The sequence below is a fragment of the Bifidobacterium aemilianum genome (genome assembly GCF_003315635.1).
Classification (GTDB): Bacteria; Actinomycetota; Actinomycetes; order Actinomycetales; family Bifidobacteriaceae; genus Bifidobacterium; species Bifidobacterium aemilianum.
The window spans coordinates 38,346-62,632 of sequence record NZ_PDCG01000005.1 but is presented as its reverse complement, the minus strand read 5'-3'; the positions used below and the strand labels follow the sequence as shown (position 1 = coordinate 62,632).

The window sequence follows — 24,287 nt, the reverse complement described above, 5'->3', positions numbered from 1 at the left end:
GACAGGCACCGGGGCAGCCTTGCAAACTGGCAAAGAACCAGTGGTAACAACAGCAGTCCTCAAGGAAGGTACGTTGATTATGCGTCTGTTGATTATGGGACCCCAGGGTGTCGGCAAAGGAACCCAGGCCGCCCTGCTCAGTAAGCGCTACGGCATTCCCGCCATCTCCACTGGAGACATCTTCCGTTACAACCTGAAGAACCAGACCCCCCTCGGGGTTCAGGCCCAGACCTACATGGATAAGGGCCAGTTGGTTCCGGATGATCTGACCAACAGGATTGTCGAGGATCGTCTGGGCATGGACGATGTCAGGAACGGTTGGATCCTTGATGGCTACCCCAGGACCATCGCTCAGGTGCATGCCTTGGACGACATGCTCGCACAGATGGACCAGCAACTGGACCATGTCATCGCCCTGGAGGCTTCCAGGGAAGTGCTCTTCAAGCGTATGGAGAAGCGTGCCAAGGAGGAGGGGCGTCCTGACGATACCCCTGCTGCCATCCGTGAGCGACTGGAGACCTACGACCGGGAGACAGCACCGCTGCTCGACGTCTTCGAGCAGCGGGGGAAGCTCCTGTCCGTGGATGGGGTCGGTGAGGTTGACGAGATCAACCAGCGGATTATCCAGGGATTGAGCTAGCGGATATGAGGAAACGGCGGCTTGCCGTCGTTCATCAAGCGGGGTAGGGACACGCCGAGTGTTCTATTTCCCCGCTTTTGCTGTATTATAACAAGTTGGTGTGTCTTATGACACTCGTAAGGTTGCCCAGGAAGAGAATGAGGCTCATGGCAAAAGACGGTGTGATTGAGGTTGAAGGTCAGGTGGTGGAAGCACTGCCTAACGCGATGTTTCGCGTTGAACTGGAGAACAAGCACATCGTGCTGGCGACCATCTCAGGGAAGATGCGGAAGAACTACATCCGTATCCTGCCCCAGGATCGCGTCGTGCTGGAGATGAGCCCCTACGACTTGACCAGGGGTCGCATTACGTACCGCTACAAGTAAGGAAAACCATGAAGGTCAGCCCTAGTGTGAAGAGGATCTGCGAGAACTGCCGCGTGATCCGTCGTCACGGTCGCGTCATGGTCATCTGCACTAACCCGCGCCACAAGCAGCGTCAAGGCTGAGCAGATTTCCAACGACCAGGAAACAAACAGACACTGAGTCCCAGCACAAGCTGAACCCCGGGTACGTAGGCCCGGGCCGGATAACCGGACGATTTGGTGTAAGACCTACGGAAAACAGAAGGAATCGCAATGGCACGTCTTGCCGGAGTCGACATCCCCAATGAGAAGCGCATCGAGGTCGCCCTCACCTACATTTTCGGTGTAGGTCGCACCCGCGCCAAGGAAACGCTGACTGCCACTGGAGTCAATCCAGACACTCGCGTTAAGGATCTGACGGATGAGCAGCTCATCACGCTGCGTGACTATCTTGAGGCGAACTACAAGATCGAAGGTGATTTGCGTCGTGAGGTCGACGCCGATATTCGCCGGAAGATCCAGATCAACTGCTATCAGGGCATTCGCCACCGCAGGGGTCTGCCCGTGCACGGTCAGCGCACGAAAACCAACGCCCGCACCCGCAAGGGTCCCAAGCGTACGGTCGCCGGAAAGAAGAAGGCCACCAAGTAAGGGTGGCGATGCTCAGCGCAAGTCTCATACGGTCTTGTCCCTGAGCCATTCAATCAGTTCCTAAGTTAAGAAACGAGGGCCAAGTGGCATCTGCAAAGCAAGCTTCGCGCAAGCCGCGTCGCCGTGACCGCAAGTCGGTACCGGTTGGGCAAGCGCATATCAAGTCAACATTCAACAACACCATCATCTCCATCACGGATCCTTCCGGAGCTGTAGTCGCCTGGGCCTCCGGTGGCGATGTCGGCTTCAAGGGTTCCCGTAAGTCCACCCCCTACGCCGCTGGCATGGCAGCTGAGTCCGCCGCCCGCAAGGCCATGGAGCATGGAGTCAAGAAGGTTGAGGTCTTCGTCAAGGGACCCGGTTCCGGTCGTGAAACCGCCATCCGTTCCCTGACCGCAGCCGGTCTCGAAGTCGGTTCCATCACCGACGTTACCCCGCAAGCGCATAACGGCGTTCGCCCTCCCAAGCGCCGTCGCGTCTGAGCACTAGAAGAATTCCATCCGTCCAACCCGCTTATGTCCGGTGAGTGCACCACCGCCCACAAGCTGAAAGGATAACAACAGTGCTTATCGCACAGCGTCCGACACTTACTGAGGAATCAGTCGGTCCTCAGCGTTCTCGCTTTACCATTGAACCGCTCGAGCCTGGCTTCGGCTATACGCTCGGCAACTCCCTGCGTCGCACCCTGCTGAGCTCCATCCCCGGAGCCGCTGTTACTTCCGTGCGGATCGCAGGAGCCTTGCATGAGTTCTCCACCCTGCCTGGAGTCCAGGAGGATGTCACTGAGATCCTCCTGAACATCAAGGGCATCGTGCTTACCAGCGAATATGACGAGCCGGTGGTCATGTATCTGCGTAAGAGCGGCAAGGGGGAGGCTACGGCCGGGGATATCACGCCTCCCGCAGGTGTGGCCATCGTCAACCCGGACATGCATATCGCAACCCTTGCAGAGGACGGCGAACTCGAGATCGAGTTCACGGTCGAACGTGGTCGTGGATATGTCCCTGCTCAGATGAACAAGCAGGATAGCGACGAGATCGGTCGCATCCCTGTGGACTCCATCTACTCTCCCGTGCTCAAGGTCAGTTACAAGGTCGAGGCCACCCGTGTGGAACAGCGCACGGACTTTGACCGTCTGATCGTCGATGTCGAGACCAAGCCCGCCATCTCTCCCAGGGACGCCGTGGCTTCGGCCGGTTCCACCCTGGTCGAGCTCTTCGGCCTGTGCCGTGAGCTCAACACCCAGGCTGAGGGTGTGGAGATCGGGCCCACCCCGGTCGTCGAAGAGCCCAACCCTGAGATGGCAGTACCGATTGAGGACCTGAACCTGACTCAGCGCAGCTATAACTGCCTGAAGCGCGAAGGTATCCACACCATCGGCGAGCTGGTCTCCCACACCGAGCAGGACCTGCTCGACATCCGCAACTTTGGCATGAAGTCCATTGATGAGGTCAAGGAAAAGCTGCAGACCCTGGGTCTGTCCTTGAAGGAATCGCCGCTGGGCTTCGATACCAACAACCTTGAAGGCGGCACCTTCTTCTCGCCAGAAGACGAGTAGAAGACCTCTTCGACTTTCGATTCCCTGGACTTTGGATGTTCGGGCGTATGCCCACCTGAAGTCCAGGGACAATAAAGGAGTTAATAATGCCTACACCCAAGAAGGGTCCGCGCCTGGCGTCAAGCCCGGCCCATGAGCGTCTGATGCTGGCCAACATGGCCACCAGCCTCTTCCAGAACGGCCGCATCGTTACCACCCTGCCCAAGGCCAAGCGTCTGCGCCCCCTGGCTGAGCGTCTGATCACCTTCGCCAAGCGTGGGGACCTGTCCTCCCGCCGTCGCGTCATGCGCGTCATTCGCAACAAGTCCATCGTCCACAAGCTCTTCACGGAGATCGCGGAGCAGATGAAGCAGCGCGAGGGTGGCTACACCCGCATCGTGAAGCTGGCCCCCCGCCGCGGTGATGATGCCACCCAGGCCATCATCGAGCTGGTCACTGAGCCCGTGAGCCCCAAGAAGGCCGTGGTCAAGGAGGCCGAGGCGACAGCCAAGGTTGCCGCTAAGGCCGATGCCACCCTGGTTGACGCCGCCGCTGATGCAGCCCGTGCCGAGGAAGCTGGCAAGGAGGCGGTCGATCAGGCCGTGGCCGCCAATGAGTCCGGAGTAGACGTGGCCGCAGCAGATGAGGCCGCCGAGGACCTGGAGCAGGTCGCCAAGGAAGCTGAAGCCAAGGAAGCCGAAGCAGAGGAAGAGGCCGACGTCGCTGACGAGGCCGCCGAGTCTGCCGAATAGTCCGGCCCTAACGAGAAGGTCGACCGCTGTTCCGCAGCTTTAGGCCTGAACGTCTACAGGTGGTTGGGAACCCTAAGGTTCCCAACCACCTGTTTGCATATTTGGCCATCTGTATGCATCTTCATACCAGCGATCCATCGTGAATGGCCGAGACCTAGTGTCTGGTGTGTCAGCCCCGGTGGAGGCGCTGCATATACTGGGTGGTGATGAGACTACGCATTGACTTGGCCTATGATGGCGGCGCCTACTATGGCTGGGCCCGGCAACCCGACCTGCCTACCGTGCAGGGGGAGATTGAGGATGCCCTGCATACGGTGCTCAGGGTTCCGGCCGGCAGCCAGGAGGAACCGCTGAGGCTGACGGTGGCCGGGCGGACTGACACCGGGGTACATGCTGCGGGCCAGATCTGCCACCTGGACATGTCTGAGGTCACCCTGGAGGCCTGTCGGGGGCATATGGACCTGCCGGCCACGCAGGCACTCATGAACCGCCTCAACCACCGTCTGCCGGCTGATATCAGGATTCTCGACATCCAGGAGGCACCAGCTGGCTTCAATGCCCGTTTCTCCGCCCTGGAACGCACCTATGTCTACCGGATCAGTGACGGGTCCATGCCGGTCGACCCCCGTCTGCGCTCCTTCGTTCTCTCCTTGGACGACCGTCTCGATATCGACCTGATGAACCAGGCAGCTGCCATGATCCCCGGTCTGCATGACTTCGGTTCCTTCTCCACACCCAATCCCGGCGGGACCACCATCCGTGAGGTGAAGCTGGCCTATTGGTCCCGTATCGGCGAGCGTTCGCTGGTGGGGGAGGGGAGCGGGGTGAGTGCCGAGAACCAGCAGGCCGGGCATTTTACGGTGCCCTCCATGGAATCCGGTCTCCTCTGCTTCACCATCGTGGCCGATGCCTTCGCCCACAACATGGTCCGCTCACTGGTCAAGGCCTGCGTCGTCATAGGCCGGCACAGGAAGAGCCTGGACTGGTTCGCCCAGAAGTTGGAGGTGCCCCTACGTGAGGGGTCGACGGGTCCCATAGAAGCCCGGGGGCTGACCCTCGAACATGTGGCCTATCCGCCGGATGACCAGCTGGCCGTACGGTCCGAGGCCATCAGGGCCAAGCGCACCTTATAGGGCCGCGAAGCCTCCTGCCGGTGGCCAGCAGATGAAGGTCTGGTGCCATCAGGGCCAAGCGCCACCCTATGGGGCCACGAGGCCTCCTGCCAGTGACCAGCAGATGACTGTCTGAGGTCGGTGGACCTTACCTGTCCACACTGGTTGGCTCTAGGTAACCTACTGACATCACTTGCGACATAGTCCGAGTTCCTCCGCTTTCCCGGCACCTTCTCAGCCGGTCACCAAGCGCAGTCGGTGGCCTAACCCCCACTCTTGCTGCTGGTCTCCTGGCCAACACTTGGCTCTGTATGCTCGGCTGCTGACCTGTGGTGCCTGCTAGGGCCACCCCACCATGCCGGTCCGCTTGCAAGGTCCCGCGAATGCCTTATACTGGTCAAGTTGCCCAGCAACATGGATGAGTGTCCGAGCGGTCTAAGGAGCACGCCTCGAAAGCGTGTGAGGGTTAAACCTCCGCGAGTTCGAATCTCGCCTCATCCGCTTTCAAGGGTTCCGACCAGATGGACGGAACCCTTTTCATATCAGCCAAGTCCAGAGACCGCAGGGGTGGGGTATTTGCCAAATTGTGTGGGTCAGTCTGTGCTGTTGGTGTTTAGCTCCCGTCGGATGTCCATCAGGGCCCATAAGTCCGTAGCCCCATAACCCATCGCCCGCACTGTCCTGGTCCCAAGCCTTATAGTCCCTCGTCCTAAATCTCATAAAACACTCGCTTCACACACTTTCACACGTATGTTGTTACATTTGGCGGTGCCAAATATAATAAATTACGCAGGAATGTGTGCAGCCGGTTTGTTTGATGACAGTTAGCGGAGTCCCCCCCCCCCCATACCACTTACCAAAAAGCCCCAATCCCACTGACACAAGAGCCCGTACCACCACAAACGCACACAGTTTGGCGTATAAGCCCAGAGGTGAGGTCTGCTGAGGGCCGGGGGAACAGTAAAATGACAATGGTGCCAGTACTACCTGATTGGGTAAAACCGGCACCAACTTGCTTGTCTATGTTGTCAGTTATCTGGGATGTCGGGAAACATGAGATCATCGCTATCCCCAACAGTGAATCCGCCTTCGCTCTCCAGCAAACGTTTTGCCAGACTCAGCGAAAGAAGCAGGGACTGCAGGCCATCATATCCATAAACGTTATGTGACCAGCATTCCTCCCTACCCCTAAGGAGACCGACCTGCGTGCTCCAAGCACCGTCTTCGTCATTGACCGGCTGCTCGACATATAGCACATAGCCAATACCCTCACGGAGTAGATTCCTGGTTACAAACGGATTGGTCATGGCAGTACCTAGATATGCTACTTGCTCCTGTTCGGGGAGTGGAGGATCATCAACCAACCCCTCATCAGGTCCAGCGAGATGGGCCGTCGCAAGGCAAGCGGCATAGGCCGCATGTGGAGGGGTCCAGCGAACAATTGCGGCCCTAGTATTCCTTATCCTACGGCATCTATGGCCTGGGCCTTGTACCCACGGTCGCATGTTGCCTTGCTCGTTGCCATCGTCACCTGCGGCTGCGTGTCTTGGATTATGTTGGAGGTGGAGCCTTCATATATTCCGGCCGGTGAGGCCAGCAATGCAGCGACAAGGCCTGCAAGCAGTATGCTAAACATGGTGATTCCACTCTTCTTCGAAATTGTGATGGTAGCCACAAGTGTGTCAAATCTATTACAATGTCAATTTGGTCAAAGGATTCCGTATCGGACTTGCGGCTTATGGCTTAGACTCCACATACACGATGCTGAATGGGGTTGCGTTTTTTGCCGGCGCAGAGCCCGGTCTTGGTGATGGCGATTTCGATCTTCCAGTAGTTGTCGATTACCGGGATCTTGTCGGAATGGCTGAGCGGTGAGTTGTCTCAGTCCTCTCGGGTGCTCCAGTAGGTCAGCGGGACGGGTTCCGGCTCCCAGCCGTCCGCTCGGGCCCTATGGTTGGTCTTGTATGTCTGTGCGGCCAGGTTGTCGCTCTTCTGCTCGATGATGTCTGCGACGTACTCCAGGGGAAACTATACGGCCTTCCTGGGCAGAGCGCAGGATTTAGGGTCTTCCCATTTCTTGACCGTGATTGGTTTGATGCCATGGGTGTTGGCCACATCGGCCTAGTTGAGGCAGACCAGGTCACGATGAGCCTTAAGCCTTGAATCGCGTGCTGGCGGCGTATTATTCTATGACAAGGACTTGCGGGAGTCGCGGATTGAGTCCGAAAGGGTTGTTTCGGCTTGGGAACAGGCCTCCGGCCATTGGTCAGGTTTGGACTCTCGTTATATGCCAGATGCATCCCACCGTCACTTGCCCCGGTAAAACAGTCCTAATATAGGGGGTTAACCCTAATCAAATGATGACTACGGATAGCCACCCGCTATTGTTAATAGCACTTTCAACCCTAAACTAGCTAAAGGCGTTTGCGTAACCAAGGGACAATGAATGTAATGGAGCAATAGGTTATAGTCCCGCTGACTAAGCCAATAATCGTATATGGATCAGACAACACTGCCTTCCAAGGTTTACCTACAAACTCAGCTATTACTCCTGTCAACAACATGCAAAATCCTACATATAGAGGAATTGAGAGAACCTTTTTCAGCATTTTGACGAAGAGGTTGCTTTCAGCAGACATTGTTCCATGGGATGTAAGCACTACCCACTGATTGTCCAATCGTGCAAACGGCACCTACTATAACATTCGCAAGACCAGCTGGCAGACAGACCCCGATGCCCCATCCTATATTTGCAGCAATCTCTCCTAATTTGCCTTTCCCACAACGCATCATGAATCCAAGCTTAGGCGCAATAACTAACTGTTTTTGATCTGCATCCCACTTAAGCATTGCAGGCCGACCGCTCGGGAGCTCTGGGGAATCAATATGAAGAATCAGATTGCCTTGACTATCCTTCCACTCAAACACGTTCCCCTGCCCGGTTATAGTCATTACATCACTGGAAGCAGCATCGATAGTGAAAGTGGGGAACATGTTTTGATGCTGTGGTTGTATACCGCGAACGACATGGTCCAGCCCTTTAACCAGAGTGTCGGACCCTAGCACTTCTTGTTTACCTGCCGCAGCCGTTGGATCGGACAGTTGCGTCTCCGCTGCGTTGGCTGTAGAGGGCAGTATGGCTAAGAAACCAAGCAGAGCCATCAGCGAGACCAATAATGCCGTCAGTTTTTTAGATATATGTTGTCCATGCATTTTAATCATCTCCTTCGTTTTATAATCAAACAACACTTCCTCGTGTCGATATCGGCATGTGTGCATCCTCGATACATTAAGACTATAGTATGTGCGGGGAAATAACAAAGGTCTTAGTAAACTCCACTCCTTTCTGCGTATACCTTGCACCCGGCAGGAGGTTGCCATTGCGTTCATGCTATTCGCGATGGTAGAAGCAGTGGCGGTTCCTGGCAAGGTTAATTGCTTATGGAGAATGCGGTTATGTTCAATGGAATTGCCTTATGCTAATTGAGCTGATAGTCAGAGCAGCTTTCGATTGCTGCCGTCAAGAATCAGAATGTCATCCATTGTCCTGGCAACGTCATGGCCGATTAGCTGGACCGCCTGTCCGTTGGAGAGTGCATGTTGGATATTGGGGATGTCTCCCCATATCCTGCGGAGCGTATGAATGCCGTCGGACAACTCGCCAGTCGGCATTTCGTGTTCGACGAGGACATCGCCGACCTGATGGTAGAAACCGCCCAGGTTGAACATTGGCCACATCTCATTATGGAACCGTCTATGGGTGAATGTTCCGCCGGTCATGAAATTGTACAGACAGTCAGAGAAATGCGGGTATTTGCTCGGATTCATGGGTTTGCACTTCGTCTGGGAGCTGGTCCAATCGTTCAGAGAAATGGTCGAGTTCCTCAGCGCTGATCGGGTCGTCCCAATAGAGAGGGAAGCCCATGAGTTCAACCGTTGCTCGATTGGTTCCTTGATGGGGTTCTGTGGTGCTAGCGGTGTTTGTCGCACAGGACATAGTCATTGTCGCGACCACAGCCACGGCGGTGGCACCTATCCTGCGTTCGATTCTGGTGAGAGTAAACATTATCAATCACCTTTGGTTGACGTGTACGCCTTATGGCAATTCCATGGTAGCAAAAGGGCGGGGGTGAGGTCTTTTCCCCGTTGTCTATTTGCAAGTGCAACACTGCTCTTTGTTTGATTCTGGTAGGGGGTCGATTTCCTCCTGCCCGGCCTGGGTGGGTGTCCTCCAGCCCAGGACCTTCAGGTGTGTGTTGTTGATCTCGTCGACGATGGCCTGCAGCTAGCCTCCGTCAGTCCATCCAGGTCCATGCCCTTGTGCAGATGGCGGCTCAGGCGGCCGTTCCTGTTCTCGTTGCTTCCCCGCTGCCAGGAGCTGTAGGGGGCGGAGAACCAGGTGTCCGTGCTCAGCGAGTCTGTCGGCTCGTAGTGGCGGGCGAACGCCGTGCCGTTGTCCGTGCGTGACGATCAGCCGGGCCGGAGCGGGCAGGGCCCGAAGAGGCCAGCTATGCGGCGATGGTGCCGGCCGCGCTATTGTCGCCAACCTTGCGCACTGCAGGAAGCGGGTTCTGCGTTCCACCTCGGTGTGCGGGTTGCGGCGGCCCGAGCCGATCACCGATTCGCCTGCCACAGGCAGGGCAATTCGGTGTCTTCATAACCCTCAAGCAGAGCAGATACTTACTAACCGTGCCCAGCCTTACTCGTACAAAAGCTCAAGCAGTGGAAAACGCATGCTTTTTGGCCACCCTTAAAGTTCCCCATAGCACTTACCAGCAAGAACCAATCCCACTGACGCAAGAGCTCGCACCACCACAACGCATACATGCTGGCGTATAACCCATCATGCTCGATTGGGTCTTGGGCCTAACTTGGGCGGTGAGGTGAGCGTAAGGGCTGGTACTCGGCATGCTCAGCCCCTCGATGGGTCACTTCCCGCACGCTGATGCTGATCTGCTGGGAATGAGGGCCGGTCGTTATGGAGGAGTTCTCAGTAATAGAGGGCCGTGTCGAAGGCAGGGTAGCCCAGGACCAGCGAGCGGTAGGCCCGGGCCGATATGAACCTGGACACGATCAGGAGGCTGGCGGGCCGCTGGCTGGCCGTGTCGTCAAGGGAGAGATGGCCATTGGCCGATTTCCTACCTGGCTTGGCCCGGCTGTTCTCAGTCTTGCCCCTGTCGGCCTGCATGGCCGCCAGTTCCTCACGAACACAGTTCATCTCTACCTGGGCGACCAGAGGGGCAGTCAGGCCGGTGTTGGCATCAATGCTGTCGGCCGAGGTCTGTAGGGCCTCCAGCAGTGGACCCAGATCATAGACTTTCTGCCTTGGGTCATCCTTGCCGGCGGCCATGGACATGAATTGTTGGCCCGCCTGGGCATGGTCATCGCTGATGGCCAGGTCCGCGCCGGGAAGGCGCCTGGCGGCCAACAGCTGCAAGGCGAAACCGGCACGATCCTCCGCCAGGGCCATGGCGGCCAGGGTGGCCGAAGCAAGGTCCAAGCCAGTCGTCCCCGTCAAGAGCACACTGCTTGTGCTGGGAGGCTCAGCCCCGAGCTGACCGGCAAGTATGGCTTGGGTCAGGCTCGCCTGGCCGCTGCGCATGGTGCCTTCGGCGAAACGCTGCGGACAGTGGGCTGCCACCTGGGCCCATTCATCAGGGGCTCGCTGTGCTGACTGGTAGCGAAGGAGCAGGGGAGCGCCGGATGAGGGCGCGGAGGCCGTGCTGTCGGCTCTGGCCGCCTGGTAGGAACGCTCGCAGGCCCCGGCCTTGTGTTCGGACTCGGCGCGACCCTCCAAACGGGGCAGAGCGCAGCCCTGCAGGGGTAGAAGGGTGAGCAGGCACAGCAGGCAGACTAGGGTGCGGCGGAAGCAATCCGCTCTCGACGGAATGGGCTGGCGATGTGTCTGCATAAAGATTTAGACTAGTAGTTCATTATGACCAAGCAGGCAAAGTGCCTGTATGCATAACTTAATAGGAGGTCTCGTAACTCATGGAACTGGACCTGACAGGAATTCATCAGCTGGCTGCCGACCAAGGCATCGACAAGCAAACCTTGGACGACACTCTTTCTGAAGCTTTACGTCTGGCATATCTCAAGACTCCCGGAGCTGCACCCACTGCACGTATCGAACTCGACGAGCGCGCCGGCAGCTTCACCATCTGGGCCCGGGACGAGGAACCCGTCGAGCCCACTGAAGACAACCCCCACCCCCGCACTCGCCTGGGTGAGGAGTATGACGACACTCCCAAGGATTTCGGCCGTTTGGCCGCCTCCACCGCCCGGCAGGTCATCCGTGACCTCTTCAGGAGCGCCGAGGATGAGAAGATCTTTGGAGCCTTCTCTGGCCAGAAGGGCAAGCTCATCACCGGTGTGGTCCAGCAGGACGCCAAGGATCCGGCCAATGTGCATGTGGCCGTAGGCGAAGTTGAGGCAATCCTGCCCAAGCGCGAACAGGTGCCGGGAGAACACTACAAGCATGGTGAACGCCTGCGTGTGTATGTGGTCAACGTGGCCCGGGGGCTCAAGGGGCCAGAGATTGTCGTCTCCCGCTCCCACCCGGAGCTGGTGCGTCGGCTTTTCGAGCGCGAGGTCCCGGAGCTGGTCTCCGGTGCCGTATCCATCATGGCGATCGCCCGTGAGGCCGGGGCCCGTACCAAGGTGGCTGTCCGAGCCAACACGCCAGGGGTCAATCCCAAGGGGTCCCTGATCGGGCCCGGCGGCGCTCGGGTCCGCGCGGTCATGGAGAATCTTGGCCCCGAGAAGATCGACATCGTGGACTGGTCCAAGGAGCCAGACAGCTTTGTGGCGGCCGCCCTGTCGCCCGCCGTGGCCACCAAGGTAGAGATCGTCAGTGAGAAGAACAAGACGGCCATCGCCTTGATCCATGACGATCAACTGTCCCTAGCCATCGGCAAGGAAGGGCAGAATGCACGCCTGGCCGCCAAGCTGACCGGGTGGAAGATTGGTATCGAGTCGACTGAGGCCTATGCGGCCAAGGAGGCTGCCGCGGCGGTCCAGAGCCCGGCTGCGCAATCGGCCCCGGCTGAGGGGACTGGTCAGGCGGCTAATACAGACGGGCAGTAGTGAGTCATCTATCCAGGCTCTCGAGTATGCTGGGTCTAGGTAATGGAATCCCGACGATGGGCATGACGCCAGGCGTCATGCCCATCGTGGCGGAATGGAGACGAGGTAACACGATCATGGTCGCACGATGAAACAGGGTAGGCTCGCCGTCATGGAACAATGACCGCGCATATACGCGTGGTCATCAGAATAGGAGAAAACTGAGTGCCAAAGCAGCGCGTATATGAATTGGCTAAAGACCTGGGCGTCGATAGCAAAACCGTCCTTGAAAAGCTCAAGGACATGGGGGAGTTCGTCAAATCGGCTTCCTCAACAGTGGAAGCGCCGGTCGTCCGTCGGCTGAAGACCGCTTTCGCTGGAACAGGGGAAGCCAAGCAGGATGCTCAGGCTCCCGGCACGGCTGGGAAGGCCAGCGTACCAAGGCCCAAGGCCTCCAAAACGGTAGGATCCGCAGTGCCGCAAGCCAGCGCTGGCGGCAAGCCAGCTGCAAGCTCCCAGCAGGAAACCGACCAGGCTTCCTCGTCCGCAGCTGCCTCCGGCAGCAATTCCTCCCCATCGGGAGCGCTCTTCCAAGCCCCAGGTAAGAAGGCAGAGTCCAAGAAGACTCAGGCTCCTGCCTCCGCAGCAGAGGCACCAGCCCGATCCCCCATGCCCAAGGCACCCGCAGCAGCTTCACAGAAGCCCACGGCCCCCCAGCAGGGCGGGCCGCATCCGGCTCCCGGCCAGGCTCGTGGCGGTCAGCCCAAGCCAGGTGGTGCATCCGGTTCTGCTGCGCCCCACCCCCATACTCCCGCTGCCGGTCCTCGGCCCGGGAACAATCCCTTCAGCCGTAAGCAGGGCATGCATGCCCCTACGCCCGGCGACATACCCCGTCCCCATCCCATGGCCAAGCCCATGGTCAACAACCACCGTGGAGGCCGTCCTGGCCAGGGTGGCGCAGGTCGTGGCCGTGGAGGCCGTCCAAACCAGGGTGGCGCAACTCCTAGGAGCCAGTGGGGCCACAGCCGCTTCGGCCAGTCCTCGGGCGGTAACCGCCAGGGGGGAGCTGCGGCAGGCAACCACTTCAACGGAGCTCCATCAGGATTCCAACGTCCTGGAACCGGTGGCGGCAGTGGTCCCTCCCGTGGCCGCGGCCGGGGCGGAGCCGCAGGGGCATTCGGACGTCAGGGCGGCAAATCGTCCAAGTCCCGCAAGAACAGGCTCGCCAAACGCCAGGATTATGAGGAGATCAAAGCACCAGCCATCGGCGGTGTGCGGGTTCCCGTCAGCAATGGCCAGACCATTCGCCTGAGGCAGGGGGCCACCCTGTCGGACTTGGCGGAGAAGATGAACATCAATCCGGCGGTCCTGGTCACCGTACTTTTCCACCTGGGGGAGATGGCTACGGCCACCCAATCCCTGGACGAGGCGACCTTCCAGATTCTGGGCGAGGAAATCGGCTGGAAGATCCAGATCGTTTCGGCGGAAGAGGAAGACAAGGAACTGCTCCAGCAGTTCGACATCAACCTCGATGACGAAGAGGCCGGTCAGGATGACGAGGACCTGAAGCCCCGTCCGCCGGTGGTCACCGTCATGGGCCACGTCGACCATGGTAAGACCCGCCTACTGGACACCATCCGCCAGACCAATGTCATCGCCCGTGAGGCCGGTGGCATCACCCAGCGCATCGGCGCCTACCAGGTCGAGGTCAACCTTGAGGGCAACCCCCGCAAGATTACCTTCCTGGACACCCCAGGCCACGAGGCCTTCACGGCCATGCGTGCCCGTGGTGCAGAGCTGACGGATGTTGCCATCCTGGTGGTCGCTGCGGATGACGGTGTCATGCCCCAGACCGTCGAGGCCATCAACCACGCCCAGGCGGCCCACGTTCCCATCGTCGTCGCGGTCAACAAGATTGATGTCGAGGGCGCCAACCCGGAGAAGGTCCGCGGTCAGCTGACCGAATTCGGCCTGGTCCCCGAGGAGTATGGTGGCGACACCATGGTCGTGGACATCTCCGCCAAGCAGGGCACCAATGTCGACAAGCTCTTGGAGGCTGTGCTGCTGACGGCCGATGCCGAGCTGGACCTGCGGGCCAACCCCGACATGGATGCCCGAGGAGCCACCGTCGAGGCCAGGTTGGACAAGGGACGCGGTGCTGTGGCGACCGTCCTGGTCCAGCAGGGCACCCTGCATATCGGCGACTCCATCGTCGCTGGCACCTCCTACGGACGTGTCCGCGCCATGCTGGACGAAAATGGCCAGACCATGTCCGACGCCGCACCGTCCACTCCTGTCCAGGTCCTGGGTCTGACATCCGTTCCTTCGGCCGGAGACCTCTTCCTGGTCGCTCCCGACGACCGCGCGGCCCGGCAGATCGCCGAGAAGCGCCAGGCCACCGAGCGTGCCGCCCAGCTGGCCAAGCGCCGCAAGATCGTCTCCCTGGAGAGCCTCAAGGAGCAGTTCGCCAAGTCCGAGGTGGATATGCTCAACATCGTCATCAAGGGCGATTCCTCCGGTTCCGTTGAGGCCTTGGAGGACTCCTTGATGAAGATCGAGGTCTCCGACGAGGTCGGCATCCAGGTGATTCACCGTGGTGTTGGCGCCATCACCCAGAACGATGTCAACCTGGCCACGGTCGATAAGGCCGTCATCATCGGCTTCAATGTCCGGCCCAACCGGCAGGTTGCCGACCTGGCAGAGCATGAGGGCGTGGAGATCAAGTACTACTCGGTCATCTACCAGGCCATCGAAGACATCGAGGCCTCCCTCAAGGGTATGCTCAAGCCTGAATACGAGGAGGTCACCACCTCCCACTCCGAGATCCGCGAGATCTTCCGTTCCTCCAAGTTCGGCAACATCGCAGGCGTCATGGTCCAGGACGGCGAGGTCAAGCGCGGCACCAAGTGCAGGATCCTGCGCAATGGTGTGGCCACGGTCAACGACTTGGAGATCTCCTCCCTGCGTCGCTTCAAGGATGATGTCAACTCGGTCAAGGAAGGCTACGAGGCGGGTATCAACCTTGGCTCCTTCAACGACATCGAGATCGGCGACATCATCGAGACCTTCGAGATGAAGGAAATCGAGCGCCAGTAGGCCGTCGGCTGCCGGGCGTTTGAAGCGGTCGGCAGCCAAGGGGTATTGTGTCTCCATACCTCACCTGCCTCCATTGCCCGCTGCCTGCAGAGGTTGCGGGCAATGCCATAGTGGCGGGTTGGCGGATGGCAGGCAGGAATGGTGCTGGAGAGCGAACAGTGGGACCCAGCGCGGTCCTTCGCTCCAAGCTCAGGCCGCTGCCAGTCGCGCCGGTCAGCCGCTAGAATGAGCACAGCACTAAGGCAGCGAGCGGCCCCAGGCGGCCCGCTTGCTGCAGGCCCACAGGTCAGGTCGTGGGCCCATGACTACGTGAAGGAAAGAACACACAGATGCCAGGAACCAATCCCAGGTCCGCACGAATCGCGGCCTTGATCCAGCGGGTGATTGCCTCGTCGATGGAATCCCAGCTGCACGACAAGCGCCTTCAGGGTGTCACCATCACCGAGGTGCGGGTAACCAACGACATGCAGATCGCCCGGGTCTATTGGACCTTCCTGGGCGACCAGGACAAGGAGGAGGGCCAGCGCAAGCGTGCACAGCAGGCCTTGAACCAGGCGGCCAAGGGCAAACTGCGGAGTCTGGTAGGAGCAAGGGCCGGCTTGCGCCTGACCCCGCAACTCCAGTTCATCTACGACGAGGTGCCTGAGGAGGCCCATGAAATCGAGGATATTCTCGCCGTGGCCCACAAGCGCGACGAGGAACTGGCACTGGCCAGGGAGCAGGCCAGCTATGCCGGGGAGGCTGATCCCTACCGGCATGACGATGAGGCTATGGATGTTGCTGATACCGATGCTGAAGCAGCGTCTGCTGGGGCGTCTGGCACGGAGCCTGGCTTTGGGTTTGGAACCGAGTCCAAGCTTGATGAGCCCGGTGAACCTGAGCCCGCTAGCGAATCTGAACAAGAGGGAGCCGAGGCTGGCAGCTCAGGTGACGAGTCCTGACCGCCGTGGGTAGGAGAGTTAGGGAGTCCAGCACCGGCCCATCGGGCCTGCTGCTGGTTGATAAGCCCCAGGGGGTCACCAGCCATGATGTCGTGGCTGCGGCCCGCCATGAGCTCAAGACCCGTAGGGTCGGCCATGCCGGAACCCTGGACCCCATGGCTACCGGCCTGCTGATTGTGGGCTTTGGCCATGCCACCCGTCTGCTCAACTACATCGTCGACCACAGCAAGAGCTACCAGGCCACCATCCGACTGGGGCAGGCCACCAGCACCGATGATGCCGATGGCGAGGTCATTGCCCAGTCCGACCAGGAATTGGAGCAAGTTCGGGCCAGACTTGGGAGCCTTACCCAGGGCCACATCAAGGCCGTAATCGAGGGCTCCTTCACCGGGCTGATCCAACAGGTGCCCAGCAGTTTCTCCGCCATCAAGATCAAGGGCCAGCGGGCCTACGACTTGGCCAGGCAGGGTAAGGAGGTGCATCTGGAGGCAAGGCCGGTCACCATCAGGCGCTTCAGCCTCGATGCCCTTCGTGCCGTCGGCGATGACGGTCTTTCCGGTCCGGCAGGTACAGCAGCCAACCCAGCCCCGCGTTTTCTGGACCTGGATGTCACTGTGGAGTGTTCCGCCGGAACCTACATCCGTTCCCTGGCCAGGGACCTGGGGCAGAAACTAGGGGTGGGTGGGCATCTGACCCGCCTACGACGCACCCGCATAGGCGCTTTCGACCTGGCCATGCCCCAGCTGCTGACGGCCCAGGCTGTTGAACATAGCTTCACCAATCGAGAGGGCCAACTGGTCACCCGCCCCCAGGCTGTTTTCGATGTGACGGGTCCCGACCTGGCCAAGCGGGCCCTGGCCATGGCCCAGGCGGCGGCCCTGGTCATGCCCACCGCCAGCATCAGCGCTGACCAGGCCCGTGACCTACGTTTCGGCAGGTGGATCGACCAGTCGGCGGGCCCGGCGATCGAAGAGCCAACCGCAGCCCTCCTAGCTGTGCCTGCCAAGGGGCTAGGCCCCGGTTCCCAGGAGGAGGTTCCCCAATCACCGGAGCTTGTGGCCGTGGTCGGTCCGGTGGGAGCCGGGAAGCTCGGCAAACTGAAGCCGCTGTTGGTCTTTCCGGTGGAATGATGGACTGATAGAGTGGACCCGGATACGGCCTGCGCGCCTGGCCCACACGAGAGCCGGGCTGCCTGGGCCACATGACAGGAAAGTGAACAAGGACAGTAGATGAAGATCATGAGTCTGACCCCCGACGGCAGTGGGCTGGTCGATTGGCCCACCCTCAGCACCCAGAAGCGTTCGGTGGTCACCGTCGGCTCCTTCGATGGCATGCACCGGGGCCACCAGGCCTTGGTCAGCCGCATGGTGGAGGAGGCCAGGAAGAGCAATGCCCTGTCCGTGGTCATCATGTTCGACCCCCGGCCCAAAGTGGCCCACACCTACGGATCCGCCCACGATGGCATGGAACTGCCTACCGATTACGTGGACAGCCAGGCCTTGACCTCCATCCACCAGCGCCTTCGGGTTATGGAGGAGCTGGGGGTAGACCATGTGCTGGTGGTTCGCTACACCCTGGCCTTTGCGGCTAAATCCTACCGTTTCTTCCTGGGGCAGTTGGTTGGCAAACTGGGTATGAGAACCCTGGTCTTGGGCAAGGATGCCGTCATGGGGTCAGGCCGTACTGGTGATGCCAAGAGCATAGCTGATTTGGCTGCGGCCACCGGTGTCTTCGAGTTTGATCAGGTCGACAGTCAGGGGCCGGGAGAGGTGCGCGTGCCGGCCCAATGGACCTACCAGGTTCCTCAGGGCCCCGGTGAGCCCGCGGACCCGACCGAGCGCATGAGCAAGGCCGAGCTGAGGGCGTGGAGCAAGGACCACCAGGGCAGACTCACCCGCATCTGGAGTTCGTCGAACCTCCGCTATCTGCTGGCCCAGGGGCGCATCAAGGCCGCCAACGAGATTCTAGGCCGTGCCCATGCCGTTGAAGGGCTGGTGGTGCATGGCGAGCAGCGGGGCAGGGAGATAGGATTCCCGACGGTCAACCTCGCCGACCATGTTGAAGGGTTCATACCTGTTGATGGGGTGTACGCCGGCTGGTTGGTGGACCTTGGCGAAGCTGAGACCACAGACGCTGCTGATGGGCAAGGTGTGGCTGATCAGCAGAGTGTGGCTCATGGATATGGCTCGGCTGATGGGAAGGGCGAGACTAAAGACTTAGGGCAGACTGCGTGGTCAGGTCAGACGGATGCGCCCGGCACCCCACTCAATGAGGATGACTTCCACCGGCAGCTGGTCTCGGACAGGGCCCGTATGGCCCCTGGGTCACCCTGGCGCTGGCCGGCCGCCATTTCCATCGGCAGCAAACCCACCTATAGCGAGCGGACCGGTCTGCTGAACCGTGTCATTGAAGCCTACGCCGTCACCGACCAGTGGTTGGAACTCTACGGCCACCATGTCCGGGTCGAGTTCGAGACCTTTCTAAGGCCGCAGGTCAAGTTCGACAGCACGGAAGAACTCAAGCAGGCCCTGGCTGAGAACGTCCAGCAGACCTTGGACGTCACGGCCTACAGCACATCCAAGTCCTAGCCCCAGTTCTGGTCCCGAATAGTGTCGTCTTCTGGTTCTAGCGCTAGTCCTTATCTGCGTCCCAGTCCTGGCCCTGGTCTTAGTCCTGGGTCAGGACTGGTCCTGGTCTTAGCCATGGTTCGGCTGCCAGTTCCATTTCTGGTCCTAAGCCTGGGGCGACTTCCAGTCCCTGCTTCCAACAGGGTACGGGCCGCCGAGCTACCACCAGCCTATGCGCCGTATTGACGCGGTCTGAACCCTGCCGAGTGTGGGCGGTCAGAGACCTCTGAAATGACTGAAGAACTCCTTGGTCTGAGGGTTCTGCGACTCGTCCATGACCTGTTGTGGACTTCCGTTCTCGGCCACCTGGCCGTTGAGGAGCAGCACAATTCGGTCCGCTGCGTCGTGGGCAAAGCCCATCTCGTGGGTGGCCATGAGGATGGTGGTGCCCCGGTCCTTGAGTTCGGTGACCATCTCCAGCACCTCGCCGACCAACATGGGGTCCAGGGCGGAGGTGATCTCGTCAAGGAGCAGCAGCTCAGGGTCGGTCATCAGGGACCTGACGATGGCCACACGCTGCTGCTGTCCGCCCGACAGTTGGTCAGGGTAGGCGGAGGCCTTCTGCTTCATGCCGATGCGGTCAAGGAGCTCAAGGGCCTTGTCTTGGGCCTGGTCCTTGTTCATGCCATGGACCTTGATGGCGCCTAGGGTCACGTTCCTGAGAACGTTCATGTGGGGGAAGAGGTTGAACTGCTGGAAGACCACGCCAATCCGGGAACGACTGTGGTCCGGGTTAATCCGAGGGTCGGTAATCTCGGTACCAGCTAGCCAGATCTGACCATCGTTGACCTGTTCCAGTAGGTTGATGCACTTCATGAGGGTCGACTTGCCCGAGCCGGAGGGGCCCAGCAGCGCCACCACCTCATGGGGGTTGATGTCGAAAGAAACGCCCTTGAGCACATGATTGCTCCCGTATGACTTGCGCACGGAGTCCAGGCGCAGCACAGCCTTGCCTGTTGGGCTGGTTGGGCTGGTCCGGCCGGTCGGGTTGTGCTGGCTGGTCTGCAGCCCCTGCCCTTGAATCTCACGCTGGCCCTGTCCTGGACCCTGCTGTAGCTGCATGAGCTGGTCGCTGTGCTGCTGGTTCATGTTCTTGTCTGCCCGCTGCTGGCTCATACGGTGCCTCCACTCTGCTCGCGCTTGCGTAACCTGGCCGAATACCAATCATTAAGGATGATGAAGGGTACGGAGGTGAGGATGAAGAGAATCGAAGCCACCACATAGGGGGTGAAGTTGTAGGAGGTGGCCACCACAATCTGCGCGGCCCTGACCGCATCCACGGCCCCAAGAACAGAGATCAGGCCCACATCCTTCTGCATGGAGATGAAGTCGTTCATCAGGGCCGGTGCCACCTTGCGCAGGGCCTGGGGAATGACCACCATTCTCATGGTCTGCCCGGAGGTCAGGCCAAGGGAACGTGCCGAGGCCCGCTGGGAGGGGTGGACGTCCTCGAAGCCGGCCCTGAGCACCTCGGCAATGTAGGCCGAATAGGAAAGAATCACGGCGATGGTACCCAGTACGGCCGCGGGAATCCGGCCGAAAATGCCCAGGCCGGGAATGCCGAAGCCTATTAAATAAAGGACCACAATCATGGGAATGCCTCGCATAATCGTGGTGTAGAGACGGGCCAGAAGCCGTAGGGGGAAGAGGAAGGGGGACTTGCTGACACGGATCATGGCCATGAGGGTACCGAAGATGGCCACACCGATGACAGCGAAGAAGAGGACCTGCACATTCAGCCACAACCCTTGGAGGACCTTGGGGAAGGATTCCACAAAGTACTTGCCGGAGAAGAAGGACTCCTGGACCCGGGGCCAACCCGGGGAGAGCTTGAGTCCGACCATGATTAGGGCGGCCAGGACCATGGTGGAGACAATGCTCGTGACCACCGACTTGAGGCTTTGCCGCTCACGGTAGCGCTCGCGGTCAAGCTCAATCTGGCTGACTGGTGGCTGCCCGGAAGAGCCCGGGTGTCCGGAGCTGGCCGGCCAGTCGTCGGCACGCGGGGCCGATGTTTGTGATGAAGAACCCTCTACAGACACTGATGAATCCCCTGTCCTCATTTGATTCCTGTCGTCATGTCCGGTCCGGCGAATCCGATGCGGACCGCACCGTCACCCATTTTGTCGCAGAATACCGACTTATTCCGGCGTGGAATGTTGGCTGTCTGCTTAGCAGCTCCCTGTTCCGGTCGCCAATCAGCGCAACCGTGGTTCGCTATTGGAAGTTCGTCCCATGCTTCCTGCGGGGAGTCCGCATACGCCACATGAAGCTCTTCACGCACAAAGTTGTGAGGCTCATATGTTTTGCTTCATGTAGGGCACAGCACCGGGCAGGCCCGCGAGTGAGACGGTCTCCCACATGGGCTGCCCCTGGTTGTCCCCACGCTTCATTGGAGGGTGGGGATGTCGCTGGTATATTCCTTGAGCCAGCTATCCTGCAGCTTCTTGAGGGAGCCGTCATTGGTCATGTCGCTGACGGCCTTGCTCACAGCCTTGGTCAGTTTGGAATCCTTGGGTAGAACGATGCCCATGCCCTCCGGGTCCTGGGAGCCGGGGAGCTGCCCCAGCACCTTGCCTTGATGGACCTGCTTGGTCTTGATGATGTTGACTGAGGTGGGAGTGTCGACCACCATAGCGTCTATCTGGTCGGTATCCAAGGCCTGCGCCAGGCCCACGTTGTCGTTGAAGGTTTTGATGTCCTTGGTAATCTTGCGCTTAGCGCAGTCATAGGAGGTCGTCCCGACCATGGCTCCGATGGAAGCGTCCTTAAGCTGGCTGATACTGCTGGCCGGGGCATACTTAGAATCTTTCCGCACAACAATGGCCTGGGTGGGTTTGAAGTAGCTGGGGCTGAAGTCGACGGCCTTGCGGCGCTCGGGAGTAATTCCGAATTGCTGGATGTTTAGATCATAGTCCTTGGAACCCGGTGCTATGGCCGCATCGAAGGTGGTGCGAACCCAGTGCACCTCATCTTTGGAGAAACCCATATTCTTGGCCACGGCGTAGGCCACGGCCGACTCGAAACCCTTGCCGGTTTCCGGCTTGTTGTCGAAGACGTAGGGGGTGTAGGCGGGCTGGCCGGTGGCGATGGTCAGCGTGCCGGGTTGCATGGTTGCCTGCTTGATGTCTGTGGATGAATCGGAGCTGGCGGTTGAATCCGCTGCACAGGCGGAGCTGCCTGCCAGGAGCATGAAAGTGAGGGCGGTTGAGATGAGACGGATAACGGTGTTCTTACGACTAAAGGTCATACAGGTTCCCTTGGGTTGTGCTTGTTGTTGACCACTGATAGTTACCGATGCCATATGTCCTTGCTGGACACCTGCCATGCTATCCGCAAACCCGCGTAAACACCCCGGTCTTATGTAGGCCCATCGCCTGTACCATATAGCTTTTTTCTATTACTGGTTATTAAGGCCCGCCGAGGGTCGCCGTCAGATCTGTGCTTGTCGTGGCTTGCTTGCACTATCGAGATATGGACAGTCCACAGCTTGTACGAGTAGCCATTCAATGTGCCCTTCCCAAGGAGGCGGCTCCAATAGTGAAGGCTATGGATCATGCCTCCAGCCAGTCAATGTTGGGTAACCAGCTCACTGAAGGGACCTATCAGGGAATAGACCTCACCGTATGTGTGGGTGGCATGGGAGTGGCCAATGCGGCGGCCACCGCCCAGTTTCTCATTGACCGCTACCAGCCCCAGGCCCTTATATTCAGCGGCATCGCGGGCTCAATCAATCCTGGACTTAGCGTAGGCGACATACTGGTGGGTGCCGAACAGCACTATGCGGAGACCAACACGGCCATTATTGCCGAATGCCCGCCGTATCAAGAATTCTTCCCTGCTGATTCGCGCTTGTTGGAGCTTGTGGTGACCGCTGCGCAAGAGGCAGGGCTGAAACGGATTCCGTCGGTCCGTGAGCTGCTGGAGTCAGGTAGTTGGTCTGGGGTGGTTGACCCCGGGAGGTTGGGCGCAGCTGGCGACCTGGCAGCGGTATCTGATCGGGCAGATAGGGAGGGGGCTGACCGGCGCCATTACCTGCTGGGTTCCCTGTCGACCAGCGACCGCTTCAACACTGACCCGGAGGTTTTGCAGGAGCTGGTTGAGCGTTTCGCCGCCGATGGCGAGGCTATGGAGGAGGCGGCTGCCGCCCAAATCTGCGGCAAGTGCCAGGTTCCCTTCCTCTGCATCCGTGGCATCAGCAATCCATGTGGCCAGTCCTATGAGGAACTCAATGACCAGGAAGACAAGTCCACTCTGGCCGCAGACGAGGCCGGGCGGCTGACCCTGGGAGTGCTCAGGAAGTTGGCTGCCCAATGATGGGCTTTCGCTGGAGCCTTAGTCTGGAGGTATTGCCGGGCCTCTAGGCTCTGCCTCCGCCGTGTTCCTGAGCGGTAGGCATCTGCTGCATGTCCTAAAGCTCAGACACTTCGCTGCTGCTGACACCCAGGTCAGTCAAATGAAGCAAAAACATATGCTTGACACACATTCATGCGTGGGAAGCTTCATAAAGCGGCTCTACATGAAGCTTTCCACGCGCACAGTTGTGGGGCTCATATGTTTTGCTTCATGTAGGGTGCAAAACAGGGCAGGGCTGCGAGCGTGATGGTTCTGCTCGCAGCCCTGCCCTCAGCAAGCTCAGTGACTTACTGGTTGGTGACTTACTTGAGGGTGGGGATGTCGGTGGTGTATTCCTTGAGCCAGGTATCCTGCAGCTTCTTGAGGGAGCCGTCCTTGGTCATGTCGCTGACAGCCTTGGAGGCGGCCTTGGTTAGCTTGGAATCCTTGGGCAGAACAATGCCCATGCCCTCCGGGTCCTCCGAGCCGCCAATCTGGCCCAAGACCTTGGCGTTCTTGACCTGATTGTCCTCAATCACATAGACGGCCGTGGGAGTGTCATCCACGATGGCATCAACCTGGTTGGAGTCCAGAGCCTGGGAGAGGGCCACATTGTCGTTGAAGGTCTTGATGTCATCCTTGATCTTGCTTTTGGCAAAGTCATATGATGTGGTTCCCACCATGGCTGCCACGGAGGCATCCTTGAGGTCCGCCAGGGTTTTGGCCGATGCGTATTTGGAGTCCTTGCGCACGATGACCGACTGGGTGGGGTTGTAGTAGCTGGGCGTGAAGTCTACGGCCGTCTTGCGCTCCGGGGTCATGGAGAACTGCTGGATGTTCAGGTCGTAGTCCTTAGAACCGGGGGCGATGGCCGCGTCGAAGGTGGTGCGGGTCCAGGTGACGTCGGACTTGGAGAAGCCCATCTTCTCGGCCACCGCATAGGCCACGGCGGACTCGAAGCCCTTACCAGACTCGGGCTTGTTGTCGATGACATAGGGGGCGTAGGCCGGCTGGCCAGTAGCGATGGTCAGCTTGCCGGGGTTGATGGTCTGCTGCTTGATGTCGTCAGACTTGCCGGCATCCGCTGTGCCTGCGCCACAGCCCGCGCTGGTAGCTAGAGCCACCAGGCTCACTGCTGCCGCAATCAGACGGATAACCTTGTTCTTGCCACTTATGACCATACCGCTA

Annotated in this window: 20 protein-coding genes, 1 tRNA gene and 3 pseudogenes; 16 read left to right on the top strand and 8 right to left on the bottom strand. The window is 59.4% G+C overall.

Features of this window, described 5'->3' with window-relative positions; genetic code table 11:
• Positions 1 to 79 precede the first annotated feature (79 nt).
• The 9 genes and pseudogenes from CRD60_RS06010 to CRD60_RS05970 all read left to right on the top strand — a co-directional run bounded on the left by CRD60_RS06010 (position 80) and on the right by CRD60_RS05970 (position 5,536).
• Positions 80 to 640, top strand: a complete 561-nt coding sequence (locus CRD60_RS06010; RefSeq protein WP_113860393.1) for an adenylate kinase — start codon at positions 80 to 82, stop codon at positions 638 to 640.
• A gap of 146 nt (positions 641 to 786) precedes the next feature.
• The gene (gene infA, locus CRD60_RS06005) at positions 787 to 1,005 is read left to right on the top strand and encodes a translation initiation factor IF-1 (RefSeq protein ID WP_003827269.1); all 219 of its coding nucleotides are present in this window, start codon (positions 787 to 789) and stop codon (positions 1,003 to 1,005) included.
• Between the two features lie 8 nt (positions 1,006 to 1,013).
• Entirely contained in the window at positions 1,014 to 1,127 is a 114-nt protein-coding gene (gene rpmJ / locus CRD60_RS06000; RefSeq protein WP_003814578.1) for a 50S ribosomal protein L36, read from the top strand.
• A gap of 129 nt (positions 1,128 to 1,256) precedes the next feature.
• A complete protein-coding gene (gene rpsM / locus CRD60_RS05995; RefSeq protein WP_113860392.1) occupies positions 1,257 to 1,634 on the top strand; it encodes a 30S ribosomal protein S13 in 378 nt (125 codons plus the stop codon).
• Between the two features lie 83 nt (positions 1,635 to 1,717).
• Entirely contained in the window at positions 1,718 to 2,116 is a 399-nt protein-coding gene (rpsK, locus tag CRD60_RS05990; protein ID WP_113860391.1) for a 30S ribosomal protein S11, read from the top strand.
• Between the two features lie 80 nt (positions 2,117 to 2,196).
• Complete coding sequence (locus CRD60_RS05985; RefSeq protein ID WP_113860390.1) at positions 2,197 to 3,192, top strand: DNA-directed RNA polymerase subunit alpha; 996 nt, start codon at positions 2,197 to 2,199, stop codon at positions 3,190 to 3,192.
• Positions 3,193 to 3,278: 86 nt separating this feature from the next.
• A pseudogene (gene rplQ, locus CRD60_RS05980) lies at positions 3,279 to 3,728 on the top strand (50S ribosomal protein L17); the annotation flags it as partial.
• Between the two features lie 398 nt (positions 3,729 to 4,126).
• Positions 4,127 to 5,056 (top strand): tRNA pseudouridine(38-40) synthase TruA, encoded by a 930-nt coding sequence (truA, locus tag CRD60_RS05975; protein WP_201737228.1) that lies wholly within the window; start codon positions 4,127 to 4,129, stop codon positions 5,054 to 5,056.
• 395 nt (positions 5,057 to 5,451) lie between these two features.
• A tRNA-Ser gene (locus CRD60_RS05970) sits at positions 5,452 to 5,536 on the top strand.
• 527 nt (positions 5,537 to 6,063) lie between these two features.
• On the opposite strand, the gene CRD60_RS05965 is transcribed toward CRD60_RS05970, so the two are convergent.
• From CRD60_RS05965 to CRD60_RS05945, 4 genes are all read right to left on the bottom strand, one after another.
• The gene (locus CRD60_RS05965; RefSeq protein ID WP_113860387.1) at positions 6,064 to 6,342 is read right to left on the bottom strand and encodes a hypothetical protein; all 279 of its coding nucleotides are present in this window, start codon (positions 6,340 to 6,342) and stop codon (positions 6,064 to 6,066) included.
• 1,321 nt (positions 6,343 to 7,663) lie between these two features.
• Positions 7,664 to 8,281 carry a hypothetical protein gene (locus CRD60_RS05955; RefSeq protein WP_113860385.1) on the bottom strand — a complete coding sequence of 206 codons (618 nt, stop codon included), beginning with the start codon at positions 8,279 to 8,281 and terminating at the stop codon, positions 7,664 to 7,666.
• Between the two features lie 249 nt (positions 8,282 to 8,530).
• On the bottom strand, positions 8,531 to 8,863 hold the full coding sequence (locus CRD60_RS05950; RefSeq protein ID WP_127975657.1) for a hypothetical protein: 333 nt from the start codon (positions 8,861 to 8,863) through the stop codon (positions 8,531 to 8,533).
• Positions 8,864 to 10,025: 1,162 nt separating this feature from the next.
• Entirely contained in the window at positions 10,026 to 10,946 is a 921-nt protein-coding gene (locus CRD60_RS05945; RefSeq protein ID WP_113860383.1) for a hypothetical protein, read from the bottom strand.
• Between the two features lie 80 nt (positions 10,947 to 11,026).
• Between CRD60_RS05945 and nusA the strand changes: the two genes are divergently transcribed.
• From nusA to CRD60_RS05920, 6 genes and pseudogenes are all read left to right on the top strand, one after another.
• Complete coding sequence (nusA, locus tag CRD60_RS05940) at positions 11,027 to 12,121, top strand: transcription termination factor NusA (RefSeq protein ID WP_113860382.1); 1,095 nt, start codon at positions 11,027 to 11,029, stop codon at positions 12,119 to 12,121.
• A 204-nt stretch (positions 12,122 to 12,325) separates the two neighbouring features.
• Positions 12,326 to 12,617, top strand: a pseudogene (locus CRD60_RS09500) (translation initiation factor IF-2 N-terminal domain-containing protein); the annotation flags it as partial.
• A 182-nt stretch (positions 12,618 to 12,799) separates the two neighbouring features.
• Positions 12,800 to 15,196: pseudogene (gene infB, locus CRD60_RS05935) on the top strand (translation initiation factor IF-2); the annotation flags it as partial.
• A 329-nt stretch (positions 15,197 to 15,525) separates the two neighbouring features.
• Positions 15,526 to 16,137: a 30S ribosome-binding factor RbfA gene (gene rbfA, locus CRD60_RS05930; protein WP_113860380.1), complete on the top strand. Its 612-nt coding sequence runs from the start codon at positions 15,526 to 15,528 to the stop codon at positions 16,135 to 16,137.
• A 5-nt stretch (positions 16,138 to 16,142) separates the two neighbouring features.
• Positions 16,143 to 17,267 (top strand): tRNA pseudouridine(55) synthase TruB, encoded by a 1,125-nt coding sequence (truB, locus tag CRD60_RS05925; protein WP_113860379.1) that lies wholly within the window; start codon positions 16,143 to 16,145, stop codon positions 17,265 to 17,267.
• A 99-nt stretch (positions 17,268 to 17,366) separates the two neighbouring features.
• Positions 17,367 to 18,725 (top strand): riboflavin kinase, encoded by a 1,359-nt coding sequence (locus tag CRD60_RS05920; protein ID WP_113860378.1) that lies wholly within the window; start codon positions 17,367 to 17,369, stop codon positions 18,723 to 18,725.
• Between the two features lie 255 nt (positions 18,726 to 18,980).
• Here CRD60_RS05920 and CRD60_RS05915 read toward each other — a convergent pair whose 3' ends face one another.
• The 3 genes from CRD60_RS05915 to CRD60_RS05905 form a co-directional block, all read right to left on the bottom strand.
• On the bottom strand, positions 18,981 to 19,880 hold the full coding sequence (locus CRD60_RS05915; protein WP_236630864.1) for an amino acid ABC transporter ATP-binding protein: 900 nt from the start codon (positions 19,878 to 19,880) through the stop codon (positions 18,981 to 18,983).
• Positions 19,877 to 20,701: an amino acid ABC transporter permease gene (locus CRD60_RS05910; protein WP_236630875.1), complete on the bottom strand. Its 825-nt coding sequence runs from the start codon at positions 20,699 to 20,701 to the stop codon at positions 19,877 to 19,879. Before CRD60_RS05910 ends, CRD60_RS05915 begins: the two co-directional genes overlap by 4 nt.
• Before the next feature lie 452 nt (positions 20,702 to 21,153).
• Entirely contained in the window at positions 21,154 to 21,957 is an 804-nt protein-coding gene (locus CRD60_RS05905) for an ABC transporter substrate-binding protein (RefSeq protein WP_236630874.1), read from the bottom strand.
• A gap of 356 nt (positions 21,958 to 22,313) precedes the next feature.
• Between CRD60_RS05905 and CRD60_RS05900 the strand changes: the two genes are divergently transcribed.
• Positions 22,314 to 23,081 (top strand): 5'-methylthioadenosine/S-adenosylhomocysteine nucleosidase family protein, encoded by a 768-nt coding sequence (locus CRD60_RS05900; RefSeq protein WP_236630873.1) that lies wholly within the window; start codon positions 22,314 to 22,316, stop codon positions 23,079 to 23,081.
• A 341-nt stretch (positions 23,082 to 23,422) separates the two neighbouring features.
• Here CRD60_RS05900 and CRD60_RS05895 read toward each other — a convergent pair whose 3' ends face one another.
• Complete coding sequence (locus CRD60_RS05895; RefSeq protein ID WP_113860374.1) at positions 23,423 to 24,280, bottom strand: ABC transporter substrate-binding protein; 858 nt, start codon at positions 24,278 to 24,280, stop codon at positions 23,423 to 23,425.
• Between the last annotated feature and the right edge of the window lie 7 nt (positions 24,281 to 24,287).